This is a genomic window from Corynebacterium nasorum, assembly GCF_032821635.1.
Taxonomy (GTDB): Bacteria; Actinomycetota; Actinomycetes; order Mycobacteriales; family Mycobacteriaceae; genus Corynebacterium; species Corynebacterium kefirresidentii.
In genome coordinates this window covers 46,106-69,324 of sequence record NZ_JAVBIE010000012.1, presented here as the reverse complement: position 1 = coordinate 69,324, position 23,219 = coordinate 46,106, and the positions used below count along the sequence as shown (strand labels likewise).

Below are 23,219 nucleotides of genomic sequence, written 5' to 3'. Positions count from 1 at the left end.
TATAGCCACAATCGCGTAGGGTTGGTGAAGCAATGAGCATTACCGATAACGCCACCGGCGGCGTCAACGAGCCGGAAGATTTTAAAAAGTCGGAATCTCAGGACAACTCGCAAGGTGTCACCAAGGACACCAGGGCTGCGAATACTTCTGAGGACACCGGCGCTGAGTCTCAAGACTCGGCCAACGACAATTCCCAGGGGTTCGCGCATCTTGGCCTGCCAGAGAAGATTCTGGAAGCCGTTGCGAAAGTAGGCTTTACCAAGCCGTCCCCCATTCAAGAAGAAACCATCCCGATCTTGATGGAAGGCCGCGACGTAGTCGGCCTTGCCCAGACCGGTACCGGCAAAACCGCGGCCTTCGCGCTGCCGGTTCTGTCGCAAATTGATGCCAAGGCCCGTCACCCGCAGGCACTTGTGCTCGCGCCAACCCGTGAGCTGGCCCTGCAGGTGGCAGACTCCTTCCAGTCCTTCGCCGAATCTCTCAAGGGCGTCGAGGTACTGCCTATCTACGGCGGCCAGGCCTACGGCATTCAGCTGTCCGGGCTGCGTCGCGGTGCGCAGGTCATCGTGGGTACTCCAGGCCGCGTCATCGACCACTTGGAGAAGGGCTCGCTGGACCTGTCTCAGCTGCAGTTCCTTGTCCTTGATGAGGCCGATGAGATGCTGAACATGGGCTTCCAGGAAGACGTTGAGCGCATCTTGGAGGATACCCCGGACCGCAAGCAGGTGGCGCTTTTCTCGGCCACCATGCCGAACGCTATCCGTCGCCTGTCTAAGCGCTACCTCGACAACCCTGCCGAGGTCACGGTGAAGTCCGAGCGCCGCACCAATGACAACATTACGCAGCGCTTCCTCCTCATCCCGCATCGCGCGAAGATGGATGCCTTCACCCGCATCCTTGAGGTCATTAATTATGATGCCATCATCGTCTTTTGCCGCACGAAGCACGAGACCGAAGAGGTAGCCCAGACCCTGCGGGACCGCGGTTTTAGCGCCGCAGCCATCAACGGTGATATTGCGCAGGCGCAGCGCGAGCGTACCGTCGATCAGCTCAAGGATGGCCGTCTGGACATCCTCGTGGCTACCGATGTTGCCGCTCGTGGCCTCGACGTCGACCGCATCACCCACGTGGTTAACTTCGATATTCCTAACGACACCGAGTCCTACGTGCACCGCATCGGCCGCACCGGCCGCGCGGGGCGCTCTGGCGAAGCCATCCTGTTCGTCACTCCGCGCGAGCGACGCATGCTGCGTTCCATTGAGCGCGTAACCAATGCCCGCTTGGAAGAAATGGATTTGCCTTCCGTCGATGAGGTCAATGAAAAGCGCAAGGAAAAGTTCGCGCAGTCCATTACCAACTCCATGGACAATAAGCAGGCGGACTTTTTCCGCTCTTTGGTACGCAAGTACTCCGAGGAGAACAACGCGGCCATGGACGATATTGCTGCAGCCCTCGCCGTTATGCTGCAAGGCGGCAAGAACTTCCTGATGGAAGACAAACCGCTTCCGAAGCCAAAGCGCGACCGTCGTGACGATCGCAAGCGCGACCGCGACTTCAAGGGTGGCGGCAAGGGCCGTGGGCCAAAGCGGCCGGATGGTGACTTTGAGACGTACCGATTGGACGTCGGCAAGCGGCAAAATGTGCGCCCGGGAGCCATCGTGGGTGCCATCGCCAATGAGGGTGGCTTGTCCGCCAAGGACTTTGGACGCATCACCATCGCGGTAGGCCACACCTTGGTGGACCTGCCGAAGAATTTGGATCCAGCTGTGCTCAAGCGCCTAAAAGATACGCGCATTTCCGGCCAGCTCATCAATATTCAAAAGGACACCGGCCGACCATCACGCCGTGATCACGGCGGTGGACGCAAGCGCGGTGGACGCTGGCGCGACTAAATTTTTCGACTCAATGGGCCTCTTCGGAGGCCCATTTTTTCATGCGCTGTGACCAGCAGTTTTACTATAAACGGGGGTAGCGTGTCGGAGCGATTTTATATACTAAAAGCGCAAACATGTTCTAGGGAAACTTCTGCGGGGGAAGTCTATGAATGCGCCCTACTTTGCCAATACCAATTCACAAAATTCAACCTCACGAGCAGCTACAACCATACGCAAGGCCGAATACTTGTTATGGAGGCGCCTGCATCCAGATCCGGATGAGGATATCGAAATCATCAGCCAATCGTTGTCGGACCTTACTGGTACGCGGCAGTCTCGAATTAGAAATATTATCTTCGCCTTTGAGCGCTTAAAGGAGCTACCACACCTTCAAGCGCGGCAGGAAGAGCTCTACCACCTAGATTTAGACCGCTTAGTTACTATCGACCAGACACTTTCCAAGCTAGGGGAGATTGACGCCGATAAACGGCTGCTTATCGACGCCGAATTAACCACCTACCTCACCCCCAAGCGCCCCAACCAAAAATTGCCCTCCCATCGCAACCTGCGGCGTAAGTTGCGGGAGCTTATTGTCCGCCTCGATCCCACTATCGCCGCACGCGATCCACGCCGTAAGGAGTCTTATAACCTCGAGCCCACGGGAGGGGAGTGGGCTGCAGTTTGTCTCGACGTGGGCCTAGAAACCGCCGAAATCATTGACCGAAATATCCGCAGCGTGGCTACGGAGAAGGACATTTCCTTGGCCCAAGCGGCAGTTGCTCTGCTCACCGGCAAGGCTGAAGCCAAGGCGAAGGTGGTGCTCAATATGTACCGCTGCGATCTTCCTGATGCGCCAGCCTTCGTTCAAAGTTTGGGTTGGGTCTCGCCAGAGGTTGCCGACGACATGCAAACGCGGGCGACAACCGTCCGCGATATGGAAAAGGCAGCACAGGACGAAAGTGGAAACTACGTAACTCCGCCCCATATCCGTGCCTTTGTGGAAGGACTCGACGGAACCTGCCGATGGCCCGGCTGCACGCGGCCAGCAATGGCTTCCCAGATGGACCATCGACACGACTTTGCCGAAGGAGGGCCTACGGCGGCGGCCAATCTTGCGTGCCTATGCCAACATCACCACAACATCAAGACTGATGGGCGGGCCTTTTATATAAAGGATCCGATTAGTGGGGACATAGTCTGGCTTTTTGAGGATTCCACGTGGGTCTATGACGAAGCTAGCGGGCCACTCGCAGCGAAAAATCGGAGGTGGGCGCAGACGGTGGCGCAGGCGACACAGCGGCGTCGGCACAATGCGCACGAGGATGCACAGAGATTGAAAGAAGAGCTGGAAAACGAGAAACGGGACAGCGAAGAAACTGTCCCGGAAGAGTAGATGGCCTTCTAGAAGACCAATTAGAAGTGGACGTACATCAGGATTAGGCAGATGATCCATAGGAGGTTAAATACGCCACCGAACGCGGACAGTGGCTTCTTTGCCGCCGCGTAGTCAAAGGTTTCGTTTGACTCGAGGGAGGCCATTGCCTTCTTCTGCTTAGGGATGATGACGAAGAAGAGCAAGCACCACGCGACGATGGCAACCAAGATGGCGATGTGGAAGTTTACCTCGGACTTGTAGGCGCTGATATCGGAGAGAAATACGCCGAGCCCGAGGATAGGCACAATAGCGGAAATGTAGCCATAGGTATTGGTTATGTTATGCAGAACGCGGGCGGAGCCTAGTGCTGCGTGCTCACCTTGTGCTGCCTTTGCCATCTGCGTCTGGAAGCTGGAGGTAGATACGCAGACTGGACCGATTAAGAGAATAGCTGCAGCCACGTGGAGGAATACAAGGAAAGTAGTCATTGAAAGAACCCTTCAATCGCGGAAAGTTGCCACATTTACCCTAATCAATTTCCGGTGAGTAGGGCTATCCGACATTGCCTTTGCATGGCGCGCACGTCCGCGGAAGGGAGCGGAAGCGAGTACTTGCGGGCGATGTCTGCGAGGCGGCGAGAATATTCGCAGCGGTTGGTCGGCGGAAGCCATTCGGCAGGAAGAGCATCTGACTTTTCTTGGTTGAGCTTGCGGCTGGTGGCTACGAGATTGAGCGGATCGTTGCCAAAGCGCACTTTGGTCTCGCGGTCCCACTCGGAAGCGCCCATGTCATAGGCCGCGGAGAGCGGAAAGATGTGGTCGATCTCTATGGGTGAAGTGGCAGGAATGGTGGTGCCACTATAAGGGTCATAGACGGTCCCACTGCGGGCATGGCAATCGTGGAGGGGATCGCTGGCCTGGCTTTCCAGAATGGCCTCGCGGGTGCTACAGGCACCGTGGGGCTGCCAGATGCCGAAATCATCGCGATTGTAACCAGCGGCGTTAGGGCGTGCAGCTACGGTATCGACCTCAAAACGTGGAAAAGGCCACGCATACCATGCGCCGATAAGGACGGTGACGCATGATAGCGCGGCCAGATAATAGGACTTCATGTCCTATTGGACTGCGTGGAGTCCGTGATGGTTCCGATTATTTATCGGTGACCTTTTCCGCGGCCTCCTCGAAGTCGAGGCTGGAGTCATTTTCCACGAGCTTGGCCAGCTTGGTGGCCTCTTCAAACTCGCTAACAACTTCCGGTGCTGGCTCCTTGGTGAGCTTGGTGACGATGACCGCCACAATGAGGGCCAGGAAGAAGCCAGGAACCATCTCGTAGAGGGTATCGGAAAGCGGAGACATGCCCCAGCCGATGGCTACGATGGCGCCGGTGAGCATGCCGGCAATCGCGCCGGTGGCGTTGAAACGCTTCCAGTACAGGGACAGCAAGATGATTGGGCCGAAAGCGGAACCGAAGCCTGCCCACGCAAAGCCCACAAGGCCAAGGATGGAGTCAGACGGGTTGATCGCCAAGAGGGCGGCAATGACCGCGATGGCAACGATTGCGGTGCGGGAGAGGTTGATGAGGACCTGTTCGCCTGGCTTCTTCTTGGCAAAGATGAGGAAGAGGTCCTCGATGAGGGAAGTAGAGACGACGAGCATCTGGGAAGACATGGTGGACATGATGGCGGCTAGAACCGCGGTCAGGACGAAGCCTGCGGGCAACGGGTGCATCATGGCCTGTGCCATGTCCAGGAAGATGGTTTCGAAATTGTCCTGGTCGGTGATGCTGTGGCCGGTTTGGGTGAAGTAAACGGTGCCAGAGAGCGCGACGAAGATTGCGCCGATGACGGACAGGCCCATCCAAGTCACGCCGTAGAAGCGGCCTTGGCTGGCGTCGGAAGGCTTACGCAGCGCCATGAAACGGACAACGATGTGCGGCTGGCCAAAGTAGCCCAAGCCCCAGGCCAGGTTGCCGATGATAACGCCGGCGGATACGCCTGCGAACATGGAGAAGTAGCTGTCATTTTCTACTACGCCATCGGTGCCATAGGGATTATTGGCGGCAAACGAGAAGATCGAGGATGGATCGCTGAGAGAGACAATGGCCATGATCGGCACGATCATCAGGGCGACGAACATAAGAACGCCCTGGACGACGTCCGTGTAAGACACCGCCAAAAAGCCGCCGACGAAAGTGTAGAAGATGGTCACCGCAGCGATGACGAGCATGCCGGTGAGGTAGTCGCCACCGAAGGTGGACTCGAAGTAGCGGCCACCGGAAACCATGCCGGAGGAGACGTAGAAGGTAAAGAAGAAAATAATGATGGCTGCGGAGATGATGCGCAGCAGGCGGGACTTATCGTGCAGGCGGTTTTCAAAGAAGGACGGCACGGTAATGGAGTTGGCCGCGATTTCCGAGTAAGAACGCAGGCGCGGTGCGACCCACTTCCAGTTAGCCCAGCAGCCGACGAGCAGGCCGATGGCCATCCACAGCTCGGACATGCCGGAAAGGAATAGAGCTCCGGGCAGGCCCATGAGTAGCCAGCCGGACATATCGGATGCGCCAGCGGAAAGAGCCGCTACGAATGGGTGCAGGCCACGGCCGCCCAAAACATAATCGTCATATTGGTCGGTTTGTTTGTAGCTCCAGTAGCCAATGGCTGCCATTGCGAGGAGATACACGATCATCGCAATGACGTACCAAGTTGAATCTTGCACGTTTTACTCCTTGTAGTGATATGTAGGACATATTCACGTTAACGGGGTCACAAGGTTAACCCAAGCGAAAATACAGGTGTGACGCATGTCTCCGTTTGGATTTTCTATCGTTCAACTGGGGAAAGAGGGAAATATAACGAGCGTGTAACAAACTTGGAAGGGCTGCTATGCTGGCGGTTATGGCTTCTTACCTCGTGCATGGACTGTGGCTCCCCGTTACGGGGCTTGGTCTGTGGATTGAACAGGTAGAAGGGCACAAGATTGTCATGCCCAATGCCGTTCCTGAAGGCACCTTCCCGCCGGCGGTAGAGTCCATCCTGGGGAAGAAATCTTTCCGCAACCGGGCGCGGGTCTCGCTGCGCACGCCCAAGGGCAAGGACGTGTCCTTGATGGTGCCGATGGCAATGTTCGGCCCAGAAGAGGCCGTCGCGGCGCTTACTCAGATGGAACACCTGAATCACAAGCCGCCTGCCACCATCGCCCCTGACCTCCAGTGGCTGCTCCATGCCTACAGTGGCCTATGCAAATTCGTGCGCGCCGGGCGCGTGACGTTCCGGCTGGCCTACCAGGCCAATGAGTGGTTCCCCATGTGGCAGCTGGCCTCCGGCTTGGGGGAGCGCGGGTGGCTTGCAGAGATGATGGCAGCCGCGCCCGGCATCTTGCATGTTAATAATCGGGCACTGTCGGATGACATGGCCGATGAGCTCACGCACTGGATCGCGTTTCGAGAGCTGCGGCCCGTGGCGGAAGCACCGCGGCCGATGCCGTGGCACGAGTTCGCCCGCGCCCTGCTCGATACGCGGCCGATCCGGCGTGGGCGCGCGCAGCTTTTGCGCGGGCTCAATGAGTGGAAGAATTCCATCTACGAGGTGGAACTCCAATTGGTCTACATCGTGGAAGAACCGGCAGAAGATGACCCGGATGCGGCCAAGTGGCCGGTGCGCGTGCGGGTGCGCTCGGGCACGGATGCTCCGCGGCCGGTGTCAGCGCAGAGTCTGGATAGGGCGAGCGTCGAAAAGCTGCGGGAAGCCCACCGCAAGGCTGTGCGCATCGCGCCCACGCTGGGGGAGACCGCACAGCTGCCGCAGCCCGGCGACGGCGACTGGGATGTCTACCTAGAAACCCACCAACTTACCCATTTTGTTACGCACGAGGTGGACAAGCTCAAGGCCAGTGGCGTGACTGTCATGCTGCCCAAGGCCTGGGCGCAGATGGAAACGAAGGCCAAGCTGGAAACCCACGAGGCCCGCGATCCGGCCGAGGCCGCCACTAAAAAGCACATTGGCATGAATAAGCTGGTGGACTATAACTGGCGCATGTCCGTGGGCGATGTGGAGTTGACCGAGGAAGAAATGGAGGACTTGGTCAATTCCAAGTCCGGACTTATCCAGTTACGCGGCAAGTGGGTCATGGCCGATAAGCAGGTTGTCTCCCAGGTCTCCGGATACATGGATGCGCTGCGGGAGAAGTCCCTGGCGCGCAAGAAGAAGGAACTTGAGCAGCTGGCCGCTACCGCGGAGATAGCCAAGCAGCTCGGCGAACCCGGTTGGGAAGCCTTAATGGCGGACGTGGAGCAGCGCCGCCAAGAGTTCAACGAGGGTGGCGAAGAACACGAGCAGGTTACCGTGGCTGAGCTGCGCGAGCTGGCGCTCGAGTCCATGACCCAAGAACCTATCGAGTTCACTGGCAGTACCTGGCATACGGCCCTGCTCGGCGGGGTGGACAAGGTCGCCCCAGAGCGCGTGGACATTCCCAAAACTGTCCATGCGGAGCTGCGCGAGTACCAGCGTCGCGGCGTCGACTGGCTGTATTGGATGTCTCGCAATGGCATAGGCGCCGTGCTTGCCGACGACATGGGGCTCGGCAAAACCCTCCAACTACTGTCCCTTCTCGCGGTGGAAAAGGAGCGCGGTGAGCAGACTGGCCCCACGCTCGTCGTGGCGCCAACCTCCGTGGTAGGAAACTGGGCGCGCGAGGCGCAGCGCTTCGTCCCGGATTTCAAGGTTATGGTGCAACATGGTCCAAGCCGCCCGCGGGGCGAAGACTTCGCTCAAGCCGCTACTGAGTGCGACCTGGTTATCACCACATATGGCACCGTGGGCCGCGATTTTAAGGACATGGGCGAGGTAGGCTGGCAGCGCGTTGTTCTAGATGAGGCCCAGGCCATCAAGAACTCCGCGACGCGATCATCCAAGGCCGTGCGCTCGCTGCCCTCGGAGCACCGCGTGGCGCTGACCGGTACCCCGGTGGAAAATCGCCTCTCGGAGATGCGCTCCATCCTGGACTTTTGTAATCCCGGAGTATTGGGCTCCGCCTCGTTCTTCCGCAATCACTTTGCTAAGGCCATCGAGCGCAATGATGACGAAGAGATGTCTGAACGCCTGCGCCAGCTCACCGCGCCGTTTATCCTTCGCCGTGTGAAGACGGATCCGAATATTATCGACGATCTGCCTGAAAAGTCCGAGCAAATCCTTACCGTGTCCATGACCACCGAGCAGGCCGCCCTGTATAAAGCACTGGTCAACCAGGTGAAAAAAGACCTGCAGGAAGCTACGGGAATGAATAAGCGTGGGCTGGTGTTGTCCTCGCTCACCCGTATCAAGCAGATTTGTAATCACCCCGCGCATTACCTGGGCGATAGCTCGCCGGTGACGCTCAAGGGCAAGCATCGCTCCGGCAAGGTTAAAGAACTCATGCGCATCGTGGACGAGGCCACTGAATCCGGCGAGCGCCTCTTGGTCTTTACCCAATACAAGGCCTTTGGCGATATCCTGCAGCCATACCTTAGCGATCAGCTCGGCCGGGAGATCCCCTTCCTCCACGGCGGGGTGAGCAAAAATAAGCGCGACCAGATGGTGGAAGACTTCCAGTCCGAGGATGGTCCGCCGGCGATGATCCTTTCGCTCAAGGCCGGCGGTACCGGCCTGAACCTGACGGCTGCTTCCATCGTCGTCCACATGGACCGCTGGTGGAACCCGGCGGTGGAAAACCAGGCGACGGACCGCGCCTTCCGCATTGGCCAGCGCCGCAATGTGCAGGTATATAAGATGATCACCGCGGGTACGCTGGAGGAATCTATCCAGGACATTTTGGATGGTAAGACGCAGCTGGCCGGCGCCGTCGTGGGCGAGGGCGAGGGTTGGCTCACCGAGCTGGACCCAGATCAGCTGGCCGCACTCATGAGCTACCGGGGGAGGGAGTAATCCATGGCTGTTAAAGGCGATGACAACGTTATCTATGCCAATTTTGGTACCCGCAAGCGGGTAAGCACCCCGGCTGAGGTCAATCACGTCGACCGCAGCGGGCGCATCCTGTCCACGACGGCCTCGCGTATCGCGGCCTTTACCTCCCACGGTGCGGATCGCGGCCGGATTACCCGCGGCCGCCAGTATGCCGAGGGCGGCCACGTCGTGGGACTGGAGGTGCGCAACGGCGCCATCCACGGCCGCGTGGCCGGCTCCCAGAATGAGCCCTTCGCGGTGCTCATCCAGTTGCCCTACCGCAATAATGACGATATTGCCCAGCTGGCCACCGAATTCGCCCGCACCCCCAACTCCATTGCCAATGCACGCAAAGGCCTGCTTGCCGACGCCGCCCTAGACACCCTTTTCGCCCCCGAGGCCGAAGACCTGCGCCTGACCTGTGACTGCCCGGACGGCGAGTACGTGTGCAAGCACATCGTGGCGGTGGGCGATAAGCTCGCCACCCGGGCGGATGCGGACCCGGCTGTCATTTTTAATATGCGTGGCTTGGACTTTGCCCGCCTGGAGCGCATGGTCCTCGAACAGGCTAAGACAGTCAGCCGCGAAAGCTTTACCCCAAGCGGGCTGTCCGAGGAAGAAAAGAATGAGATCTTCTGGAACGGCCGCGAGCTGCCGAAGCTGCCGCAGCCCAAGGTCGCCCCGGCCATCGATGACTCCGATCCGGACCTCTTGCGCAAGGCCATGCGTTCGGTTTCTCATACCAACCTGGATCTCTTGCGCGCGGTATCCGATATTGAAGACCTCTACTACCACCTCACGCACTAATGACTGCTACCACGTTTATCCATACCTCCGATTTTCAGCTGGGCATGACCCGCTGGTTCTTGAAGGGCGAGGCCCAGGGCCGATTTAATGATGACCGCGAGGCCGCGATCATGCGGCTGGGCGAGCTGGCCGAGGACACCGGGGCGGATTTCATCGTCGTAGCCGGCGATGTCTTTGAGCACAATTCCCTCTCCCGCGAACTCCTCGCCCGCGCCACGGAAATGTTTAAGCGCCTACCTGTACCGGTCTACGTCCTGCCCGGCAATCATGACCCGCTGGTGGCGGACTCGGTCTTTTATAAGACCAGCGCCGATAATGTTCACGTTATTGCGGACTCCCAGCCGATTGAGGTGGCCCCCGGCGTGGAGCTGGTTGGCGCGCCTTATCTGTCCAAGCGCGCGAACCACGACTTAGTCCGCCACGCTCTCGAGCCGCTGGAGCCGGCCGAGGGCATTCGCATCGCCGTTGGTCACGGGCAGGTGGATTCCCGCTCTGGCGAGGATGACGCCGATACCATCGATCTAGCCTTCGTTGAAGACTGCCTGGATCGCGGGGTGATTGATTACCTGGCGCTCGGCGATACCCACTCCACCGAAAGCCTCGGCACCACCGGCCGAGTGTGGTTCTCCGGCAGTCCAGAAACCACGGATTTTAAGGAAACGAGCACCGGCGGCGGCGAGTCGGATTCTGGCAATGCGCTGGTGGTGCGCGTGGGGGATGAGGTGGACGTCGAGAAGCGGCGCATCGGCCGCTGGACTTTTGAGGCCGTCGATGCCGCCGTGGATTCCGCCGAAGACGTGGACCTGTTCTTGGCACGCTTGGGCGAGTACCCGGACAAGGTGCGCACGGCCGTGAAATATAGCCTGCGCGGCACGCTCGGCATCGAGGCCCACGCCCGCCTGCAGCGCGGACTAGATGAGTACGAGGCCGTATTTGCCTCCCTGCGCCCGCGCGAGCGCACCATGGATCTCTACCTTGAGCCCAGCGATGAAGAACTAGCTAGCCTTGATATTTCCGGCTACGCGGCCGAGGCCCTGCAGGAGCTTCTGGATAACCGCGAGGATCCCGTCGCCCGCGACGCTGCCAACTTGCTATTCCGCCTGGAGGGACAGTCCTAATGCGCATTCACCGCCTAGAACTTAATAACGTCCGCGGCATTGAGCACCTGGTCCTGGATGAGTTGCCAGAAACCGGCGTCGTGGTCATCCATGGTGAGAACGAGGCCGGTAAGTCCACCATCGTGGAGGCGCTCGACGTGGTGCTTACCGAAAAGCACAGCGGCCGGTCCAAACGCATTCGTGCCTTGCAACCGGTGGGCAAAGACGTGGCCCCGGAAATCACGGCTGAACTTAGCGTAGGCGACTACCGCTTTAGCATTGCCAAGCGCTGGCTTTCCAAGAAATCCTGCGAGCTACACATTTCTTCGCCGCGGCCGGCGCAATTTACCGGCAGTCAGGCCGATGATGAGTTGGAGCGTATTCTCTCGGAGCACTTGGACCGCTCGCTTGTCGACGCCCTCTTTATGCGCCAAGACGACACCGGCGAGGCCATCTCGGCCGTCGGCATTCCTAGCCTCACCCGCGCCTTGGAGCGCGAATCTGGCCTGGCCGAGGAAGAGGTCTCCGGCGATGATTCCGCGCTCCTTGCCCGCGTGGACAAGGAATATCAGCGCTACTTCACCGCGGCGAAGGGTAATCCGGCCGGCGAGTACAAGGAGTCCGCTGCAGCTCTAGCGCGCGCCGAAGAAGAATACGCAGAGGCCACCCGCGTGCTGCGGGAGCTGGACTCCGTGGTTGAGCGTTACGAGCAACTCCAGCGCGACCAATCCGCCGCCGAAGCCGAGCTTCCCGCCGCCCGAGCCGATCTCACTGAAAAGCAGAACCAGGCGGAGGAAGCCGCAACCGCGCAGGCCACACTGGATTCCCACAAAGCTACGCTCGAGCGCGCCATCGAGGATCTTGCCCGCGCCCAAGCAGCGGTTACCGAGCGCGCCGGGCTCGTCGCCACAGCCGATGAATCTGCCACGGCTGCCAAGGACGCCGAGAAGAAGCTCACCGGCGCGCAAGAAAAAGCTCAAGAAGAAGCTGCGGAAAAAGAGTCACTGGACAAGCGCCTGGCAGAGGCAAAAGAAGACTATGCCGCGGCCCGCAGCACTCTCAAACAGGCTCGCCGCCTGCAAGATAGGCAGAGATTTGAACAGTTAAGCGCCCGGTTGGAATCACTCGACGCCCTCGCCGCCGAGGTAGACCAAGCCCGCGCGGCCATTGCCCAGCGTGGACGCGAGATCACCGCGGCCGATATCAGCAGCCTGCATAAGGCGGACTCGGCGCTGTCTGTGGCCACGCGCCTGCACGAGGCTGCGGCCGCCAAGGTGCACTTTTCGGGTCCGGATGGTTCTAGGATCCGTGTTGATGGGGAGGACGTCGAGATAGGCGAGGACACCGCCATCGAGCTTGTCGACGCCCGAGTTATCACCATCGGAAAAATTACCGCTCGCTTCTCCGCTGGGGCCTACTCAGCCGAAGACACCCTGCGCGATGTGGAACAGGCTCGCATACGACTGCAGGACCTGCTCGATACCCTTGGCGTGGATTCTGTCGAAGCGGCCGAAAAGACCCATGAGGAGCACCGCGCGCTCAACGACACTCTGGATGCCGCCACCCGGGCTCTTGCCGTGGAACTGGGGCCGGATGATTTAGGTGACCTCCGCGCCCAGCATTCCGCTTTGTCCGAGAAGGTGGCGGACCTTGAAGATGCGGGTGAGGTCGATCTCGCTGCCGCCGAAGCCGCGGAAGAAGCAGCCAGCGAAAAAGTCAATGCGCTCGACCGCAAGCTTGTGCCGTATCGCGAAAGCCGTCTTGCCCACGAGGTAGTGCGCTTAAACGCCGAGCTGACCGCCGCCCGCGAGAATGCACAGCGCGTGACCAGGGAGCTCTCCTCCGCGCGAGAGCATGCCGCCGACGAGGCGCTCCATGCCGAGGTCACCCGTTTGGAGACCGTCGTGGCGGAGCTGCGCGGGCAGCTGGAGCAGATGGAAGCGGTTGATCTTGATACCGCCAATTCGCTGGTAGAAGGCGCGAAGTCCCACCTGGAATACCTCACTGGACGCATCCAGCGTTGTGAGGTGGACCTTGGCAGGCTGTCGAGCGAAATCAACTTCCACTCTGGTGCCGCCGAGCGCGCCCAGCAGGCCACCGCAGCGGTAGAGATGGCTCGCGCGGTGTACGAGAGCGTAGACAAGCGCGCGCAAGCAGCTCGCTATCTGCGCGAACTTTTACTCAAGCACCGCGATGCCGCCCGCCAGCGTTACGCCGCGCCCTTCGTGGACGCACTCTCACAGCTGGCTCGCACCGTTTATGGTGGCGATATCACCTTCGAACTCGATGAAGATCTCCGCGTGACCGCCCGTACCCAGGATAAAGAGACGGTGAACCTGGCCAGCTTGTCCGGCGGTGCTCGCGAGCAGTTGGCCATCCTCACCCGCTTTGCCATTGCGCAATTGGTAGGGGCGGAGTCGGTGCCGGTCATCGTGGACGATGCGCTGGGTTCTACCGACGCGCACCGCCTGCAACTCATGGCTACGCTCTTTTCCCACGTGGGACGGGATAACCAGGTATTGGTCTTTACCTGCATGCCGGAGCGCTATTCTCGCGTGCCGGGGCGCAGCGAGCGCGCCATTGCTTCCCTCAAAGGGGTAATCTAGTGCCATGCCTTCTCAAACTCGCTGGTTAGACGACGAGGAGCAGGAACTATGGCGCCTGCTCCTTGGCGCTGTGCGCAAGATTAATAGGGGAATGGATGAAACGCTCAAGGCCGGCGGCGAGGTATCTGCCTCCGAGTTTGCTGTCCTCGTTGCCTTGTCTGAGGCACCGGAGCAGCACCTGCGCCTGCACGAGTTGTGCACGCAGCTAGAGTGGGATCGCTCCCGCGCCTCCCACCAAGTAACCCGCATGGAAAAGCGCGGCCTGCTTTATAAAGAACCAGACGCGGTAGATGCCCGTGGGATCAATGTGTGCGTTACTCACGTGGGCATAGAACACTTGCGGCGCGCCGCCCCCGAACATGTGGAATCAGTCCGCCGCATGGTTTTTGACCACCTGCAGCCCGAGGACGTGCCTGCGCTGCGGCGCTTTTTTAACGGCGTTTTGCAGGCCAAAAACCTCCCAGGCTATGAGGGATACGTGCCAGATTCGCTACTACACGGAAGGGATTAAGCTCCATGATGGGACAAGAGCTCTTTGAGCACCCAAAGAAACAATATAAGACCTACGGAATCACCGCGTTGGAGGAGCTTAGTCCACGCATCGGTGACCCCGAAGCGCACCTGGATGATGCCGCCAGCGAGGAACAAGTCTCCGCTATGGAAGAGGCCCTAGAGGCCTACCCAGACTCCGTGTTGACCTATGACCAAGACACCGAGCTATGGATTGTCGGCGCGGAAGAGGACATCGAGCGCATGCTCGCGGACCGCGAGTCTTTCGTAGAGGCACTGCTCAATAACGAGGACCCCGGAATCTAAGGGCGAAATTTCGGCGTCAATCAAAAGTGCGAGGAATGCGGCCTTATAAGCACTTAACTGTTAAGATATCCGTAGTTAATCCTCGGTGGATCGAAAGGTTTTATCATTATGAACGAGCGTGAGGCTCAGGAACAGCGCGAAGCAGCAGCTCGCGATAAGGGCAAGGGCTGGGTTCCCGTATTCCTTCAGTGGATTCCTTCCATGCTGCTAGCCGTAGTGATGCTGGCAGCCATGTTCTTCGGTATGTACTACATCGAGCACGGCACCTTGGACATCACCCAGCCGATCACCAACGAGTTCATTACTCAGTAGCTTCGGCTCATAGAAGAATCCGGCTCCCCCTTGCACACGGCAGGGGAGCCGGATTATTTTTATTTGCCCACCGCCTGGCGCCAGGTCATCTTGCGTCCATTATTCAAAATGGCGCGGCGGTAGATGCGACCGACTAGCACGATAATCAGTGCGGTCACCACAGCCATGAGCACGTAGCTAGCCAGCAAGCCTAGCCAGCTGAGGTTTCCTCCGGCCACCTGCATCGGAGCGACCAGCATGGAAACCGGCGGCAACCAGGTCATGACCTGCATCCACGTGGCATCCAGATGCATCCAGCCGAACATTGGTACATACATGGTGGCAAAGACAAGGAATAAAATAGGTGCCTGCGTGGACTGGAGATCCTCGGTGCGCTGCACCATGGAGCCGGCTGCAGCGTAAAGGCTGCCAAAGAAAAGCAGGCCTAGAATCTCGCCCACAAGGAGGACGGCTACCAAGCCATAATCTAGCTCGAAATCACTAGCCAGGCCGGATGCAGTAAGCGAGATTGCGCCACCGCCCAGAATGAGGAGGGTAGCCAAGAAACCGATGATGGTATTGCCCAAAATCTTGCCGGCCAGGAAGTCTACTGGGCGCACGGAGGACAAGATAATTTCCACCACGCGGGAGGACTTTTCCTCCGTGACGCGGCCGCCAATCAGGCCAGCGAAAGTCATGATGGAAAAGACCACCGCCATTGCGCCAATGAGGACCGTGGCCACGCCGGCCATCTTTTGTTCAGTGCCATCCTCTTCTTCTAGGTTCACCTGATTTACAGCGGTAGAAGGGGTAGCCTTTTCTAGCTCTTGCGGGTCAATATTGAGCTTATCCAGCGCCGTTGCTTGTGCTTGAGAAGAAACGATTTGGTTGACGGTGGTCGTTACCGTGGCAGGCGTATCACCCTTGCTCAAAAGATCCCAGCCGTCGTTTTCTGCCGGAACGAGCGCGGCATCGGCCTCGTCATTTTCTACCAATTGCTGGGCTTCCGCGCGGTCTTTCGCCGCGGTGGCATCGATGCCGGAATCTTTGAAGGCAGTTGCTTCCATCCCCACGACGGCTACGGAATCAGGTTCATCATCGCCGCTGAAGAAGCTGATAGCAATCGGGGCGATAATGGCGCCGAGAATGAGCAGCAGCATTGTGCCCACTACCATCTTCGACTTCAGTGCGACTGCCATTTCGCGCTTGGCTACAACTCCGATGGTCTTCATTGCGGAATACTGCATGGCTTAGGCCTCCTCATTCTGGTTGCTGGTGACGACGTCCTGGAAAAGCTCGGTCAGGTCTGGGATCTTGCGGCCGAAGGAGTGGACTGGGCCAGCGGCTAGGGCAGCCTGCAGGATCGTCTGGTCATCAACGCTGGGATCTGCTTGGACTACCACGGCGTCGGGAGTTTCGGCCACCAGCTCCGTGCCCTCCGGGTACCAGCCGCGTGCTGGGGTAGCGACCTCAAAGCGCGGCGGGCCCTGGCTGCGCAGCTTATCGACGCCCCCTTCGGCCACCATGTGCCCCTTCGTCACAATGCCCACGCGGTCACATAAGCGCTGCACCAAGTCCAACTGGTGCGAAGAAAATATAACCGGTACGCCGCGGGCGGCGCGTTCACGCAGCATGTCAGACATCACGTTGACCGCTACCGGGTCGAGTCCAGAGAAAGGCTCATCCAAAATCAGCATGTCCGGATCGTGGATGAGGGAGGCGGCCAGCTGCACTCGCTGCTGGTTGCCTAGGGAGAGATCATCGAGCTTATCGTCCATGCGCTCACCGAGCCCCAGCTGTTCTAGGAGTTCAGTGCCGGCCCGCTTAGCAGCCGACTTATCCATGCCATGCAGCGTGCCGAGGAAGACCAGCTGGCTCAGCAGGGGCTCTTTGCCGTAGAGTCCGCGCTCTTCTGGCATATAGCCAATGCGGCGGCGATTATCGTCATTAATTGGGGCGTTATCAAAGTAGACTTCGCCGGAGTCTTTAGACAGCACGCCAAGCGCGATACGCATGGTGGTGGACTTTCCGGCGCCGTTGGAGCCGACAAACCCGAAGATTTCGCCCTCGCCAACGCTAAAGGTCATATCCCGCAGGGCTTGCGTCTCCCCGAAGGATTTATTGAGGTGGTCAATGGTCAAGGTGGGCATATTAGTGCTCCGTGTTCTGGTTGAAGGTTAGTGCGTAGCCGACGGCGGGCAGGGTGGTAGAGATGAAGAAGCTAAAAAGCAGAAAATAGCCGGCCCCAAGTAAGTATTTGGTACCAATAGTGCCGGTAATCCCTCCTCCGAGGAACCAATTTCCCACGAGGAGCGTGGCGAAACCGCCGACAAATAGCAGGAAAGTAGACAGCTTGAAGGCCCTGCGGCGCCACTCATCCAGGACCTGGGCTTCATATTCATCGAGAAAAGACAGCGGCTTGCTGTCCTTGGAATCGATGGTTATGCGCAGAATGGTCCACGGGACGCACGAGAGGACCATTGCTACAGACATGGCCAAGAGAGACCAGTAGGAGGAAAACGCTAGTGCGCAGATGAGGGAAATCGCGGAAATGGCTACGCACAGATACATAGACGCGATTAATCCACGGGTGGGGCCTGGTCGGCGGAACCGCTCGGCACGGACCTTTGTAGAAACAGGGTTGTCGTTTGCTGTCATGCACCCAAGTGTTGCATAAACCCAACACTCTGGCAAGAGATTCTGCAGATTTTCTCTGGGTTGACCCTGACGTAGCGTAAGGCGCGACAATAAAATCATGGACGACATCGATGAAGTTCTTTATACCGTTGGCGAGGTAGCTGCGCTCTTCCGTATTACGGTGCGCACGCTGCATCACTGGGAGGCGCAAGGTTTGCTGTCACCCACGTGGCGCAGCTGGTCCAACTACCGGCTATATACCGAGGAGGACTGTGCCCGGGTGCAGAAGATTCTGATCTACCGCGCTACTGGTATGAAATTGACCGATATTAAACAGCTGCTAGATGGCGCTGCCTCCGATATAGAACATTTGCAGAGGCAGAGGGAAAGCTTGCTTGCCCAGCGCGACAACCTCACTGAAATGCTGGCAGCGATTGACACCTTGATGGAGGATGCAATGAATAAACGAAAGCTCACTGTGGAAGAAATTGGACAAATTGTAGGTGATGGAAATTTCGCCGCATATCAGCAAGAGGCGGAAGAGGCCTATGGATCGAGCGAGGACTGGGCAATGTATCAGCAACGCACTGCCGACTGGTCGAAGCAGAACTGGAGCGAAGCTCAGGCGGCAGTTGCTGAGGTGGAAAAGGAGCTGGCCCAGGCTGTAGCCAGTGGAGTGGCACCGGACTCGGAGGAGGCCCAGGGGCTCGTCGAAAAGCACCGCGCAGCACTCAGCGCCTTCTTTCCTGTAACGCCGGCAAAGCACTTCTTAATCTCCCGCGGCTACGTTGCCGATGAGCGCTTCCGTGCGCACTATGAGGCGCAGCAGGAAGGGCTGGCCCAGTGGTTGGCGGACGCGATTGAGCATGTGGCTAAGGCACAAGGGGTGGATACCGCCAATCCGGAGTGGAAATAGCTAGCGGGCCGGAAGATAAATAAACCGCTGGCCACCGGAAAGTACTGGTGGCCAGCGGTAACCGTGTCCCCGACAGGGATCGAACCTGCGACCTTCGGTACCGGAAACCGATGCTCTAATCCGCTGAGCTACGGAGACATCGCTGGGAAAATTCCCAACGATGTGATTTTAGCGCATGGGGTAGTGGGGGACTAAATCAACCCGGGGGCGTCGGTGGTAGTGACTTCACCGGTGCGCAAGTAGTGCACGCCGATGTCATCGACAACCTTATTCCCAGAGGCAAAGTGCGCATGGCCGGGGCCATGGACGGTGACCACACGGGACTGCATCGGCTTGGAGAGGCTCGTGTGGTATTGGTACGGCGTTTGTGGGTCGCCGGTTGCTTGAATCTGGAGGGGCTTGGTGGCGAGCTTGGAGCCGTCGAGAGGCGCCTGGCCCGTGACCGGCGCACGTCCACCACAGCCTGCGCCGGAGCCGTAGAGAGAGTTGACTTGGGTGAAGGGATCAAAGCTGACGAAGTTGGACCACAGGTAGCTCGGGTACAGCAGCGGATTTCCGGGCACGGTGTTTTCATTGCAAACGATGAGGTTTTGCATATTTATTGCTTGCGCGAAGGACTCCTGTTGTTTCTGCACGGCGTCCGGATCGGCCTGCTCCGCATCGATAGGTTCGCTACCGTTGAGGTGCTTGGCAAAGGCATCCCATCGTGAAGGGGTCGGTACAACAAGGAGGCGCGTCATGTTCAGTAACGGGGAGGCTGCCTGCACGGCGTTGGGGTTGTGAATCTTCTGGCTGAGGAACTCCGCCTGCACGCGCAATGGGCCGGTGGCAGTCATGATGTTCGCACCAGGCTGACCGGCAAACTCGAGTCCTGGAGGTAGGTCACCAATCTTGGCGTTCGGTGGCAATACGGTAGGGCGTACACCTGCCTCACGAGCTACCTTTTGAGACCACTTTTCATAGACCTGCAGCGGGGTGGTGCCGAGGTGGTACTTGGCATCATTTTTGGCAATGAACCCGAAGAGATCGTGCAGTGCCTTTTCATAGCCGCGTTGTTGCGAAGCAAAGATGCCATTCCACGCCAGCTTGGGGCTCATTCCGGAATCCAACAAGACCTTGCCGGTGTGCTCCGGATATTTGGTGGCATAAGCGGAACCGAGGTAGGTGCCATAAGAAGTACCAGCGATGTCAATCTTGTCCTCGCCCAAGGCGCGGCGAACCATCTCCCAATCTTCCAAGGTATTGGCGGTGGTTAAAGAATTGGTATAGCCCGGGGTGTTCTTCTCGCAAGCATCGCGAGTGAGTTTTCCTATCTGCAGGCTATCTCGGAGTGGGTCACTAGCAGCCGAAGCATCGCACTTGACTGGAGTGGAGCCAGGCAGGCCACGCGGTTGCACACCAATGGTGTCCCACTCATCGCGTACGGCCTGTGGCCATGGAACGGCGGTATTGCCGGCCCATCCATAGGCATCGCCACTTGGGCCACCAGGGTTGGTAAACAACGCGCCACGGCGGGCGCCTGGGTTGGCGGCGGGAACGCGCACGAAGCCGACGCTAATGGTGCCGGCCTCTGGGTTGTCGTAGTACGTAGGAACCTCGATGCGTCCGCATTCGGCGTTGTCGATGTCTACCTGTTCAGGGCAGTCTTCCCAGGAAATGGTGGGCTTGGCTGCCTGTGGTGCAGGTGCAGGCGCGGCCGTGGCAATCGGTGCAGTGATGCCCATGGTCAGTGCGGCAGCACCAAGCGTGGCCGCCAGCTTCGAAGAAAAAGAAAGCATAGGTTAGGTCTCCAGAATAAGAATTATTGGTAGACCTAGCCTATGCTTTTTTGATGCTTTTGGCATCATATTCACAGTAGGTGGGTGCCCTCACCGGCCGGGGCGAGGGCTATGCACCTACTTGACGATGAGGACGATGAGATCGCGCGGGCCGTGTACGCCCTCGACACGAGTGAGCTCGATATCAGAGGTGGCGGAAGGGCCGGAAATCCAGGTTGCAGGCTTCTCTGGATCCATGCGGGAAATGACCTCGGGGATGCCGTAGACGATCTCATCTTGGTGGACGATGCACAGGTGGCGATCCGGAACCAGGGTGAGCGCGCGACGACCGCAACGTTCATCAGACTCGAGCACGATGGTGCCGGTCTGGGCGGAGGTGACGTGGGAATAAGTGACCACTGCGTCGGTCTCATTGAGGGTGCGCGGATCGACACTCTTATCGTCCGGCTTCGCGTCGAAGCCTTCGAATAGGCTGGCATCCATGCCCTCGGCATAGCGGATGTCGTTGCACTTGCGGTCCTTGAGGATCTTGGCGATGGCCTGCTTGAGCTCGCCTTCCTCGGTGACGTGTACCTCGGCCTTGTAGTCCTCGAGTCGGTCAATGAGCATATCGCGCAGTTCGTCCGCGTTCAGGGTGCCTTCGCGCTGGTAGTCGCGCGGGGCATCAACGTGGTCGGGAAGACCAGCCTGCTTTTGGGCGGAGCGGATGCGGCTTAGGATTTCCTGCTTTGCGTTCACTTTTTGGACTCCTCACGGGCCTCGGCAAGAAGTTCCTTGCCTTCTTCGGATTCAAACCACTGGCGGAAGGACTTCTTCGGCGGAACCGCGGTATCGCGGCCTTCGGACCAACCGGACATAAACAGTGGCAGGGATTCGATGGTCTTGTTGGTGCCACCCAAAATGCGGCCCAAGGCGACCATGTGGGTTGCCTTGTTCCACAGCTTCGGGTTGCTCCACAGCAGCTGGATGGTCTTGAAGAGCTTCGGCTCGATTGGTGGGGTGGCGTGGGTGACCTTCTGGTGACGGTTTTCCAAAATGACGTCAGAAAGCGGAATCTTAACCGGGCAAACCTCGTCGCAGCGGCCACACAGCGAGCAAGCATAAGGCAGGCTGGCGGAAGGATCGTTGTGGTCCTTCATGCCGGTGAGCTGTGGCGTCAGGGAAATGCCAATTGGGCCAGGGTAGACCGAGCCGTAGGCGTGGCCGCCGGCGCGTTCGTAGACTGGGCAAACATTCAGGCAGGCCGAGCAACGGATACACTTGAGGGCCTGGTGGCCAATCGGGGAGGACAGGGCCGCGGTACGGCCGTTATCCAGCAGCACCAAGTGGAAGTTCTGCGGGCCATCGCCCTCAGTAACGCCGGACCACATGGAGGTGTATGGGTTCATACGCTCCGCGGTGGAAGAACGCGGCAGCAGCTGTAGGAAGACTTCCAGGTCCTGGAAGGTAGGAACCAGCTTTTCAATGCCCATGACGGTAATGAGGGTCTCCGGCAGGGTCAGGCACATGCGGCCATTGCCCTCGGACTCCACGATGTTGATGGTGCCGGTTTCTGCTACGCCGAAGTTGGCGCCAGAGATGGCAACCTTGGCCTTCATGAACTGCTCGCGCAGGAACTGGCGGGATGCCTCTGCCAGCTCGGCCGGCTCTGCCTGCAGGGAGTCATCGGTGTTCGGCATCTTGTTGACGAAGATATCGCGAATCTCCGCGCGGTTGCGGTGGATAGCCGGAACCAGAATGTGGGATGGCTTATCCTCACCCAGCTGCACGATGAGCTCTGCCAGGTCAGTCTCGCGAGCGTTGATGCCCGCTGCCTCCAGGTGCTCGTTCATGCCGATTTCCTGGGTGGCCATGGACTTAACCTTGACCACATCGGTCTCGCCGGTGGCGCGAATCAGACCCTCGATGATCTGGTTAGCTTCCTTGGCATCGCGTGCCCAGTGGACAGTGCCACCGCGCGCCTTAACTGCCTCTTCGAACTGCTCGAGCAGTTCTGGCATGCGGGCGGCGACATCTTCCTTAATTGCGGAACCAGCGGCGCGCAGCTCCTGCCAATCATCCAGCTCTTCTACAGCGCCAGAGCGCTTCTCACGAATGGAGGTAGTGGCATGCTGCAGGTTGTGGCGCTGGGTGGCGTTGTTTAGGCCAACGTGTGCGAGGGGAACAAAGGCCTTGCTGCCGCGCAGGTTACCGTAGCCTTCCGGCGCACGCGGTGGGGTGGTATCGAGGAAAGAGGTCATTAGAGCATCGTCTCCTTGGAGTAGGCGGCGGAGGTAGGAGTCCATGGGTGCTCCTTGGTGGAAGCCAAGATCTCAGCCATGTGAACGGCGCGGACACCGGAACGCTGGCGGCTCAGGGCACCACCGATGTTCATCAGGCAGGAGGAGTCACCGCCGGTGACGAATTCTGCTTCGGTTTCCTTAACGTGGCGGGTCTTATCCGTGACCATCGCGCGGGATACTTCCGCATTCTTGATTGCGAAGGTACCGCCGAAGCCACAGCATTCTTCCTTATTAGGAAGGGTGACCAGGTCGATGCCCTCTACTTCTTGGAGCAGCTGCAGCGGGCGGTCGCCCAGTTTCAGGAAGCGCAAGCCGTGGCAGGAGGGGTGGTAGGTCACGCGGTGCGGGAAGAATGCGCCCACATTGGTCACGCCGGCAACGTCGACCAAGAATTCGGGTAAATCCAGGGTCTTTTGGGTGGTCTTGCGGGCGCCGTCGACGTCGGCGGAGTTGCCGAAACGGTCGGCGATGCGCTCGTGCTGTTCACGAACGGCGCCCACGCAGGAACCGGAGGCCGCAACTACGTAGTCAATAGAGGGATCTGCGAAGGCATCCGCATAAGAGCGGATCATGCCGAGGGTTTCCTTCTGGTAGCCGGTATTGATGTGCATCTGGCCGCAGCAGGTCTGTTCTTCCGGGAAGACCACTTCGTGGCCCAAGCGGGAGAGAACCAGTGCCGTTGCCTTTTGTACGTCCGGGAAAAGGGCGTCACCAATGCAAGTGGAAAATAGCGCAATGCGCATACGGTGCTCCTCGTTGATTTTTGACATGGGGTAGCCACAACCTTACTCCCTTTAAGCAGTAC

The 23,219-nt window shown here is 58.9% G+C and carries 20 protein-coding genes and 1 tRNA gene; 10 read left to right on the top strand and 11 right to left on the bottom strand.

The window, feature by feature from the left end:
- The first annotated feature begins 32 nt into the window (after positions 1 to 32).
- Complete coding sequence (locus RAE07_RS09955; protein ID WP_317001776.1) at positions 33 to 1,892, top strand: DEAD/DEAH box helicase; 1,860 nt, start codon at positions 33 to 35, stop codon at positions 1,890 to 1,892.
- A gap of 148 nt (positions 1,893 to 2,040) precedes the next feature.
- Positions 2,041 to 3,267, top strand: coding sequence for an HNH endonuclease signature motif containing protein (locus RAE07_RS09950; RefSeq protein WP_316327364.1), 1,227 nt, complete (start codon positions 2,041 to 2,043; stop codon positions 3,265 to 3,267).
- A gap of 20 nt (positions 3,268 to 3,287) precedes the next feature.
- Here RAE07_RS09950 and RAE07_RS09945 read toward each other — a convergent pair whose 3' ends face one another.
- Genes RAE07_RS09945 through putP form a run of 3 tightly spaced genes read right to left on the bottom strand, consistent with a single transcriptional unit; the run spans position 3,288 to position 5,963 of the window.
- A complete protein-coding gene (locus tag RAE07_RS09945; protein ID WP_023021796.1) occupies positions 3,288 to 3,737 on the bottom strand; it encodes a hypothetical protein in 450 nt (149 codons plus the stop codon).
- A gap of 44 nt (positions 3,738 to 3,781) precedes the next feature.
- A complete protein-coding gene (locus RAE07_RS09940; protein ID WP_023021795.1) occupies positions 3,782 to 4,360 on the bottom strand; it encodes an HNH endonuclease family protein in 579 nt (192 codons plus the stop codon).
- A gap of 37 nt (positions 4,361 to 4,397) precedes the next feature.
- Positions 4,398 to 5,963, bottom strand: coding sequence for a sodium/proline symporter PutP (gene putP / locus RAE07_RS09935; RefSeq protein ID WP_023021794.1), 1,566 nt, complete (start codon positions 5,961 to 5,963; stop codon positions 4,398 to 4,400).
- Between the two features lie 179 nt (positions 5,964 to 6,142).
- On the opposite strand from putP, the gene RAE07_RS09930 reads away from it, so the two are divergent.
- From RAE07_RS09930 to RAE07_RS09900, 7 genes are all read left to right on the top strand, one after another.
- Positions 6,143 to 9,166 carry a DEAD/DEAH box helicase gene (locus tag RAE07_RS09930; protein WP_502879152.1) on the top strand — a complete coding sequence of 1,008 codons (3,024 nt, stop codon included), beginning with the start codon at positions 6,143 to 6,145 and terminating at the stop codon, positions 9,164 to 9,166.
- Positions 9,167 to 9,169: 3 nt separating this feature from the next.
- Positions 9,170 to 9,991, top strand: a complete 822-nt coding sequence (locus RAE07_RS09925) for an SWIM zinc finger family protein (protein WP_023021792.1) — start codon at positions 9,170 to 9,172, stop codon at positions 9,989 to 9,991.
- Complete coding sequence (locus RAE07_RS09920; protein WP_317001775.1) at positions 9,991 to 11,109, top strand: metallophosphoesterase family protein; 1,119 nt, start codon at positions 9,991 to 9,993, stop codon at positions 11,107 to 11,109. Before RAE07_RS09925 ends, RAE07_RS09920 begins: the two co-directional genes overlap by 1 nt.
- A complete protein-coding gene (locus RAE07_RS09915; protein ID WP_200287722.1) occupies positions 11,109 to 13,694 on the top strand; it encodes an AAA family ATPase in 2,586 nt (861 codons plus the stop codon). The genes RAE07_RS09920 and RAE07_RS09915 overlap by 1 nt, the downstream gene beginning before the upstream one ends.
- A 4-nt stretch (positions 13,695 to 13,698) precedes the next feature.
- On the top strand, positions 13,699 to 14,205 hold the full coding sequence (locus RAE07_RS09910; RefSeq protein WP_023021789.1) for a MarR family winged helix-turn-helix transcriptional regulator: 507 nt from the start codon (positions 13,699 to 13,701) through the stop codon (positions 14,203 to 14,205).
- Between the two features lie 5 nt (positions 14,206 to 14,210).
- Positions 14,211 to 14,510, top strand: coding sequence for a hypothetical protein (locus RAE07_RS09905; protein WP_023021788.1), 300 nt, complete (start codon positions 14,211 to 14,213; stop codon positions 14,508 to 14,510).
- A gap of 108 nt (positions 14,511 to 14,618) precedes the next feature.
- On the top strand, positions 14,619 to 14,822 hold the full coding sequence (locus tag RAE07_RS09900) for a hypothetical protein (RefSeq protein WP_023021787.1): 204 nt from the start codon (positions 14,619 to 14,621) through the stop codon (positions 14,820 to 14,822).
- A gap of 59 nt (positions 14,823 to 14,881) precedes the next feature.
- Here the strand turns inward: RAE07_RS09900 and RAE07_RS09895 are convergent, their stop codons facing one another.
- From RAE07_RS09895 to RAE07_RS09885, 3 genes are read right to left on the bottom strand one after another with little or no spacing between them, the layout of a single operon-like run.
- Positions 14,882 to 16,048, bottom strand: coding sequence for an ABC transporter permease (locus tag RAE07_RS09895; protein ID WP_023021786.1), 1,167 nt, complete (start codon positions 16,046 to 16,048; stop codon positions 14,882 to 14,884).
- A 3-nt stretch (positions 16,049 to 16,051) separates the two neighbouring features.
- Positions 16,052 to 16,951 carry an ABC transporter ATP-binding protein gene (locus RAE07_RS09890; protein WP_200287719.1) on the bottom strand — a complete coding sequence of 300 codons (900 nt, stop codon included), beginning with the start codon at positions 16,949 to 16,951 and terminating at the stop codon, positions 16,052 to 16,054.
- A gap of 1 nt (position 16,952) precedes the next feature.
- On the bottom strand, positions 16,953 to 17,459 hold the full coding sequence (locus tag RAE07_RS09885; RefSeq protein WP_232212588.1) for a hypothetical protein: 507 nt from the start codon (positions 17,457 to 17,459) through the stop codon (positions 16,953 to 16,955).
- 97 nt (positions 17,460 to 17,556) lie between these two features.
- Here RAE07_RS09885 and RAE07_RS09880 point away from each other — a divergent pair, with 97 nt between their 5' ends.
- Positions 17,557 to 18,354, top strand: a complete 798-nt coding sequence (locus tag RAE07_RS09880; RefSeq protein ID WP_316327361.1) for a MerR family transcriptional regulator — start codon at positions 17,557 to 17,559, stop codon at positions 18,352 to 18,354.
- 64 nt (positions 18,355 to 18,418) lie between these two features.
- Here the strand turns inward: RAE07_RS09880 and RAE07_RS09875 are convergent.
- The 5 genes from RAE07_RS09875 to RAE07_RS09855 form a co-directional block, all read right to left on the bottom strand.
- A tRNA-Arg gene (locus RAE07_RS09875) sits at positions 18,419 to 18,492 on the bottom strand.
- Between the two features lie 53 nt (positions 18,493 to 18,545).
- Complete coding sequence (locus RAE07_RS09870; protein ID WP_023021781.1) at positions 18,546 to 20,132, bottom strand: alpha/beta fold hydrolase; 1,587 nt, start codon at positions 20,130 to 20,132, stop codon at positions 18,546 to 18,548.
- 117 nt (positions 20,133 to 20,249) lie between these two features.
- A complete protein-coding gene (locus RAE07_RS09865) occupies positions 20,250 to 20,870 on the bottom strand; it encodes a LutC/YkgG family protein (RefSeq protein ID WP_023021780.1) in 621 nt (206 codons plus the stop codon).
- A complete protein-coding gene (locus RAE07_RS09860; RefSeq protein ID WP_049361405.1) occupies positions 20,867 to 22,372 on the bottom strand; it encodes a lactate utilization protein B in 1,506 nt (501 codons plus the stop codon). Before RAE07_RS09860 ends, RAE07_RS09865 begins: the two co-directional genes overlap by 4 nt.
- Positions 22,372 to 23,157: a (Fe-S)-binding protein gene (locus RAE07_RS09855; protein ID WP_049361528.1), complete on the bottom strand. Its 786-nt coding sequence runs from the start codon at positions 23,155 to 23,157 to the stop codon at positions 22,372 to 22,374. The genes RAE07_RS09860 and RAE07_RS09855 overlap by 1 nt, the downstream gene beginning before the upstream one ends.
- Positions 23,158 to 23,219 lie beyond the last annotated feature (62 nt).

Excerpts from the sequence above, each read along its gene's own strand:
- RAE07_RS09955 (WP_317001776.1), top strand. The coding sequence starts at position 33 with ATGAGCATTACCGATAACGCCACCGGCGGCGTCAACGAGCCGGAAGAT.
- RAE07_RS09950 (WP_316327364.1), top strand. The coding sequence starts at position 2,041 with ATGAATGCGCCCTACTTTGCCAATACCAATTCACAAAATTCAACCTCA.
- RAE07_RS09945 (WP_023021796.1), bottom strand. The coding sequence starts at position 3,737 with ATGACTACTTTCCTTGTATTCCTCCACGTGGCTGCAGCTATTCTCTTA.
- RAE07_RS09940 (WP_023021795.1), bottom strand. The coding sequence starts at position 4,360 with ATGAAGTCCTATTATCTGGCCGCGCTATCATGCGTCACCGTCCTTATC.
- RAE07_RS09930 (WP_502879152.1), top strand. The coding sequence starts at position 6,143 with ATGGCTTCTTACCTCGTGCATGGACTGTGGCTCCCCGTTACGGGGCTT.
- RAE07_RS09925 (WP_023021792.1), top strand. The coding sequence starts at position 9,170 with ATGGCTGTTAAAGGCGATGACAACGTTATCTATGCCAATTTTGGTACC.
- RAE07_RS09920 (WP_317001775.1), top strand. The coding sequence starts at position 9,991 with ATGACTGCTACCACGTTTATCCATACCTCCGATTTTCAGCTGGGCATG.
- RAE07_RS09915 (WP_200287722.1), top strand. The coding sequence starts at position 11,109 with ATGCGCATTCACCGCCTAGAACTTAATAACGTCCGCGGCATTGAGCAC.
- RAE07_RS09910 (WP_023021789.1), top strand. The coding sequence starts at position 13,699 with ATGCCTTCTCAAACTCGCTGGTTAGACGACGAGGAGCAGGAACTATGG.
- RAE07_RS09905 (WP_023021788.1), top strand. The coding sequence starts at position 14,211 with ATGATGGGACAAGAGCTCTTTGAGCACCCAAAGAAACAATATAAGACC.
- RAE07_RS09900 (WP_023021787.1), top strand. The coding sequence starts at position 14,619 with ATGAACGAGCGTGAGGCTCAGGAACAGCGCGAAGCAGCAGCTCGCGAT.
- RAE07_RS09895 (WP_023021786.1), bottom strand. The coding sequence starts at position 16,048 with ATGCAGTATTCCGCAATGAAGACCATCGGAGTTGTAGCCAAGCGCGAA.
- RAE07_RS09890 (WP_200287719.1), bottom strand. The coding sequence starts at position 16,951 with ATGCCCACCTTGACCATTGACCACCTCAATAAATCCTTCGGGGAGACG.
- RAE07_RS09885 (WP_232212588.1), bottom strand. The coding sequence starts at position 17,459 with ATGACAGCAAACGACAACCCTGTTTCTACAAAGGTCCGTGCCGAGCGG.
- RAE07_RS09880 (WP_316327361.1), top strand. The coding sequence starts at position 17,557 with ATGGACGACATCGATGAAGTTCTTTATACCGTTGGCGAGGTAGCTGCG.
- RAE07_RS09870 (WP_023021781.1), bottom strand. The coding sequence starts at position 20,132 with ATGCTTTCTTTTTCTTCGAAGCTGGCGGCCACGCTTGGTGCTGCCGCA.
- RAE07_RS09860 (WP_049361405.1), bottom strand. The coding sequence starts at position 22,372 with ATGACCTCTTTCCTCGATACCACCCCACCGCGTGCGCCGGAAGGCTAC.
- RAE07_RS09855 (WP_049361528.1), bottom strand. The coding sequence starts at position 23,157 with ATGCGCATTGCGCTATTTTCCACTTGCATTGGTGACGCCCTTTTCCCG.